Annotated in this window: 4 protein-coding genes and 1 pseudogene; 2 read left to right on the top strand and 3 right to left on the bottom strand. The window is 63.1% G+C overall.

Features of this window, described 5'->3' with window-relative positions; all coding sequences use genetic code 11:
* The first annotated feature begins 113 nt into the window (after positions 1-113).
* Positions 114-569: a L,D-transpeptidase gene (locus tag FJ941_RS24965; protein ID WP_140509803.1), complete on the top strand. Its 456-nt coding sequence runs from the start codon at positions 114-116 to the stop codon at positions 567-569.
* A gap of 104 nt (positions 570-673) precedes the next feature.
* Here the strand turns inward: FJ941_RS24965 and FJ941_RS24970 are convergent, their stop codons facing one another.
* Both FJ941_RS24970 and FJ941_RS24975 read right to left on the bottom strand, forming a co-directional pair.
* Entirely contained in the window at positions 674-3,757 is a 3,084-nt protein-coding gene (locus FJ941_RS24970; RefSeq protein WP_140509805.1) for an efflux RND transporter permease subunit, read from the bottom strand.
* Positions 3,754-5,097 (bottom strand): efflux RND transporter periplasmic adaptor subunit, encoded by a 1,344-nt coding sequence (locus FJ941_RS24975; RefSeq protein WP_140509806.1) that lies wholly within the window; start codon positions 5,095-5,097, stop codon positions 3,754-3,756. The genes FJ941_RS24970 and FJ941_RS24975 overlap by 4 nt, the downstream gene beginning before the upstream one ends.
* Before the next feature lie 146 nt (positions 5,098-5,243).
* On the opposite strand from FJ941_RS24975, the gene FJ941_RS24980 reads away from it, so the two are divergent.
* Complete coding sequence (locus FJ941_RS24980) at positions 5,244-5,777, top strand: TetR/AcrR family transcriptional regulator (RefSeq protein ID WP_140509808.1); 534 nt, start codon at positions 5,244-5,246, stop codon at positions 5,775-5,777.
* 35 nt (positions 5,778-5,812) lie between these two features.
* Here the strand turns inward: FJ941_RS24980 and FJ941_RS24985 are convergent.
* Positions 5,813-6,000 (bottom strand): annotated as a pseudogene (locus tag FJ941_RS24985) (TOBE domain-containing protein); the annotation flags it as partial.

Raw genomic sequence — 6,000 nt, forward strand, 5'->3', positions numbered from 1 at the left:
AGGAAACAGTTTCGAAACACAAACGAGCATTTCGCGAAATCTCTCCGAAACATGCCGCAGGGATAAGCCGCTCATCGAATTGGAGCCGGCCGGGCCGGCAGAGAGGGGACATCATGCACACCACTATTTCCGCAAAGCTCATCAACATCACCTTCGCGGCGCTCGTGGGCAGCGCGCTTCTATTCGGCGCCAACGCCGCCCATGCCGCCAACAGCATCGTGGCGCGCGTTTCGCTGTCGCAGCAAGTCATGGAAGTCTCGGTCGACGGCCGGCCGACTTTCGCCTGGAAGGTTTCCACCGGCGACAGGGCGCATGTCACGCCGACCGGTTCGTTCAAGCCGACGCGCATGCATGAGATGTGGTATTCGAAAAAGTACGACAACGCGCCGATGCCGCATTCGGTCTTTTTCAGCGGCGGCTATGCGGTTCACGCCACCTATGCCATCAAGCGCCTCGGCCAGCCGGCCTCGCATGGCTGCGTGCGGCTGCACCCGGACAATGCCGCCGATTTCTACCAGCTCGTCGAGACCTTCGGCCCGGCCAACACCAGCATCGTCATCGTCAAGTAGCAGGCAGATTGCCGCATTCGGCCATGTGCCGGAGTTGCTGGAGCGACCCCCAAAAAAGAGGCCGGAGAAATCCCGGCCTCTTTTTGTTTCTTGCGCCTTGTGCCTCAGCTCGGCAGCGCCGGCATCAGCTTTGGATCCGGCTTTTCCGCCAGATGCGGCAGGTCCTTGCTGGCGATGAACGTGTAGAACATAGGCACGACGAACAGCGTGAACATGGTGCCGACCAGGATGCCGGTGAAGATGACCAGGCCCATCGAATAGCGGGCCGCGGCGCCGGCGCCGCTGGAAACGATCAGCGGCACCACGCCCAGCGCCATCGCGGCCGTCGTCATCAGGATCGGCCGCAGGCGCACCTTGGCCGAGGCGATGATGGCGTCACGCCGCCTCATGCCATGCAGTTCGCGCTGCTGGTTGGCGAATTCGACCAGCAGAATGCCGTGCTTGGTGATCAGGCCGATCAGCGTGATCAGGCCGACCTGCGTATAGATGTTGAGCGTGCCGAGGCCCAGATTGAGCGGCACGATCGCGCCGAAGATCGACAATGGCACCGCCATCATGATGATCAGCGGATCGCGGAAGCTTTCAAACTGCGCCGCCAGCACCAGGTAGATGACGATGACGGCCGCACCGAAAGCGATCAGGATCGTGTTGCCCTGTTCCTTCTCCTGCCGGGATTGGCCGGAATAGTCGATGAAGAAGGTGTCGGGCAGGCTCTCCCTGGCAATGTCCTCGAGGACTTTCAAACCATCGCCGGTGGTAACGCCGGGCAGCGGCAGCGCCGAGATCGTCGATGAATTCAGCTGGTTGAACTGCTCGATTGCCGCTGGCGACGCATTGTTCGAAATCTTCACCACGGCTGATAGCGGCACCATCTCGCCCGTCACACTGCGCACGAAGTACTCGCCGAGCTTTTCGGGGTTGTCGCGGAATTCCTGCGGCACCTGCGGGATGATGTCATAGCTGTTGGAGTCGCGGTCGAACTGCGCCACTTCGGCGCCGCCGACCAGCAGCGTCAGCGTCCGGCCGATATCGGCGATCGGCAGGTTGAGCGCGGCCGCGCGGTCGCGGTCGATGGTCACCGTCACCTGCGGTGCGTCATAGGCCATCGAATTCTGCACGACGATGAAGCGGCCCGACGCCTGCGCCTTGTTCTTGATCTTCTCGGCTTCCTCGTAGACCTGAGCGGAATCCCCGGTCGAGCGCACCACCATGGATATCGGCAAGCCGCCGCCGGAGCCCGGCAGCGTCGGCGGTGCGAAGACAAACGCCTGGACACCCGCCACCTTGGCAATACGAGCCGTGATGTCGGCCTGCAGCTCCTTCGAATTGCGCTTCCGCTCCGCCCAATCCTTGAAGGCAAAACCGACGAAGGCGCTGTTGGTCGTGCCGCCGAACGCGACGGCCGAGAACTGCGCCCGGGTTTCGGGAATATCCTTGACCAGGCCCAGGATCTGGTTGACGTAGGTTTCGGTGTAATTGGAGGTCGCATAGCGCGGCCCCGTCACCAGCGAGAGCAGGAAGCCCTGGTCTTCTTCCGGCGCCAGTTCCGTCGAGGTTTTGGTGAACATGAAGCCGGTCACGCCGACAAGCGCCAGCACGATGAGCAGCGTCAGCGGGCGATAGTTCAAAGAGCCGGTGACGGCGCGCTCATAGACGTGCTCGACGCGCGAGAAGGTGCCGTCGACGATACGCTGGAAACGGCCGGCATTGCCGGGCTTCAGGAGACGCGCCGACATCATCGGCGTGATGGTGATGGCAATGACGCCAGACAGCACCACTGATCCGGCGAGCGTCACCGCGAATTCGCGGAACAGGGCGCCGGTCAGGCCGCCGGTGAAGGCCAGCGGCGCGAACACGGCGGCCAGCGTCATCGTCATGGCGACGATGGCCGACGCGATCTCACGCATGCCGCTGAAGGCCGCCTGCATGGGCGGCATGTGGTCTTCTTCCATGTGGCGATGGATGTTTTCCACCACCACGATGGCGTCGTCGACGACAAGGCCGATCGCCAGCACCATGGCCAGCAGCGACAGAAGGTTGATCGAATAGCCCACCGCGAACAAAAGGAAGCAGACGCCGATCAACGACAGCGGAATGGTGATGATCGGCATCATCACCGAGCGGAACGAACCGAGGAACAGGAGGATGACGACGACGACGATGGCGACCGCCTCGCCGATGGTCTTGAACACTTCTTCGATCGAGGCGCTGATCTGTCCGGTCGCGTCGTAGACGACCTCGATCGTCATGCCTTTGGGCAGCGTCTCCTGGATCTGCGGGACGAGCTTGGTGAGCGCTGCCGCGGTGGTCAGCGGATTGGCTGCCGGGGTCGGGAAGATGGCGAGGAAGGTCCCGGGCTTGCCGTTGAAGGAGACCCTGGTGTCGGTGTTCTCGGCGCCGAGTTCGACACGGGCCACGTCGCGCAGGCGCACGACATTGCCGTCGGTCGAGCGCAATGGCAACTCGGCGAAGGCCTGCGGTGTCTGCAGCGTCGAGCGCACGGTGATCGACGAGACGACATATTCGTTCTGGGTGTTGCCGGGCGCCGACAGGAAGTTGGAATTGTTGATCGCCGTCAGCACTTCTGCCGCCGTCACGCCGCGCGCTGCAAGCCTGACCGGGTCGATCCAGACGCGCATCGAATATTCCTGGGCGCCGAAGATCTGCACGTCGGCGACGCCTTCGACCGTCGACATGCGGGGCCTGATGACGCGCTCGATATACTCCGTCAGCTGCTCCTTGGTCATGTTCGGATTCTGCATCGAGATGTACATCATCGCGAACTGCTGACCCGTACCCTTGACGATGACCGGGTCCTTGGAGGCGTCCGGCAAGGTGCCGCGCACGCCCTGGACCTTGGACAGCACTTCGGTCAGCGCCACGTCGGGATTGGAACCGAGCTTCATCTGCACCGTCACGGTGCTGGAGGACGGCCGGCTGGACGAGGTGACGTAGTCAATGTTCTCGGTCGAGGCGACGGCGCGCGCGATCGGGGCTGAAATGAAGCCCTGGATCAGGTCGGCGCTGGCGCCCGGATAGGCCGTCGTGATGGTGATCGCGGTTTCGTCGACCTTCGGATACTGCCGGATAGACAGGTTGAAGATGCCCTGGAAACCGAGCAGCAGGATCATGCAGGCAAGGACGGTCGAAAGGACCGGCCGGCGGATGAAGAGATCGGAAAAGCTCATTGCTGGTCGGCCTGCTTGTTTGCCGATTTGGTCGGGTCGATGGTGTTGTCGACGTTGACGGTCATGCCGTTGAAGAGGCGGTTCTGACCCGCGGTGACGACCTCGTCGCCGGCCTTGAGCCCTTCGACGATCTCGACCATGCCTTGATTGCGGCGGCCGGGCTTGACGAAGACCTGCGACAGCACCAGCGTGGGCTTCTCACCTTCGGCCGCCGGCTTGGCCGGATCGGCCGCTGCTGGCTTGGCGGCATCGGAAGCGGCCTTGTCCGCGGGCTTGGCGTCCGCCGGCTTGGTGGCATCGGCCGCCGGCTTCATTGCGTCCGCAGGCTTGGTGTCCGCCTGCTTGTCGGTGGCCGCAGCGGCTGGCTTTTCGCCCGGCTTGGCCGGCTGCGCCGGGGGCGCCCCGGCGGGTTTCGCCGGTTGCACCACGAATATGTAGTCGCCATAGAGGCTGGTGGTCAGCGCCGTCTGCGGCAGGGAGAGCACGTTCTGCTCCGCGGGCAGTTCGACGCGCACCTGCACGAACTGGCCTGGGGTCAACTTCCCTTCGGGATTGGCGACTTCCGCCCGGATGTTCACCAGCCGGCTGGAGGGGTCGATCTTGGGGTCGATGCCCCGAATGGCGCCGGCAAATGGCTTGTCGTCGCCACCAAGGCCGAGCCGAACGGTCTGGCCGATCTTGAGCAGCGGCAGTTGCTGTTCGGGCACTGAAAAGTCGACCCGCATCGTGTCGAGATCCTGGAGCGTCACCACCGAGGTGCCAGGTGACAGGTACTGGCCGAGATCGATCTTCGGGATGCCGACGGTGCCGTTGAAAGGCGCGGTAAGCTGCTTCTGGTCGAGCACGGCCTGCAGCCTGGTGACCTGGGATGCCGAAGCGGACGCCGCCGCACGCGCGGTGTCCAGCGTCGAGTCGGAGCCGACACCACGCTTTGTCAGTTCGATGGCGCGGGTCAGCGTGGTCTGATCGAGCGCCGCCTGCGCCTTCTGCGCATCAAGATCGGCGCGCTCGACGGCGTCGTCGAGTTGCAGCAGCACCGCATTGGCCGCCACCTTCTGGTTGGCATGGAAAGGGATTTGCTTGACGATGCCGGCGGTCTCGACGGTCAGGTCGACACCGCGCACGGCCCGCACCGTACCGATCGCCTCGACGCCCGGCGTCCAGCTCGACGGCTTGACGATGGTCGTCGACACGGTCGCCGCCGGCGGCTTCATGGTGGCGAAATACTGCTTGATGCCGTTGTCGCGCAGGAAGTTGAAGCCGACGATGCCGCCGACCACAATGACGAGCACGGCAAGAACCACAATAATGATAAAGACACGGAGTATGCGCTTGAACAAGGAAGTCCCCTCAGTCGAAAATCCGGCGCGAAGCACGGACATCGGGACACATACCGACCGCGGGTCCCGATTTCAAATGGTGGCGGTCTTACTGTACCGTCTGGACGGTCTTGTCAATTGGGCCTAAGCTTGCGATGGGAGGCACCATGAGAGCCCAAAGACCGAACTCGCGCGAGAAGATTCTCGCCGCGGCGGCTGATGTTGCCCGGGAATCCGGGCCCGGTAGCCTGTCGCTCGATGCCGTCGCCAGCCGCGCCGGCGTGTCGAAGGGGGGGCTGCTCTACAATTTCCCGACCAAGGCCAAATTGATGCAGGGCCTCGTCGAAGACTATCTGCGCGATTTCGAGCAAGCGCTGGAAACCGCGAACAGCAACGACAACGGCAAAAATCCCCTCGCCGTCTATATCAGACTGTCAGCCGAGGATTGCGAGGAAAAGCAGCCGTCGGCATCCTGGATTTTTTCGGCGATCGCCGAGGATCCCGATTTCATGACGCCGATAAAGACATTCAAGCGGCAGCTTTTCGAGCGCCTGAAGGGCGAGGCGCCGGACCTCAGATCGCTGCTGGTCTGCTATCTCGCCATCGAAGGACTGCGCAGCATGAACCTGTTCGATTCCGACGTGCTGTCGAAGGACGAGCGCCAACTCTTGGTATCGTCACTTCTCGAGATCGCCAAATAGGCCTGCCTGCGCGGGTGCAGGACGACGCTGTGATTTCAAATCGCCGGCAAGGCCTTGCCTGTCGAGGGGTCGAACAAGCGAAGCGCGGCCTCGTCGAAGGTGAGGTTGCGCTTTTCGCCCTTGGCGAGCTGGGCTCGCGGCGGCAAGCAAGCCGTCAGCCGCTGCGCGCCGATCCGGGCCGTGGTGACCAGTTCAGGGCCAGTCAGTTCGACCACCTCGATCT

It is taken from the genome of Mesorhizobium sp. B2-3-13 (genome assembly GCF_006442195.1).
In the GTDB taxonomy this organism is placed as follows: Bacteria; Pseudomonadota; Alphaproteobacteria; order Rhizobiales; family Rhizobiaceae; genus Mesorhizobium; species Mesorhizobium salmacidum.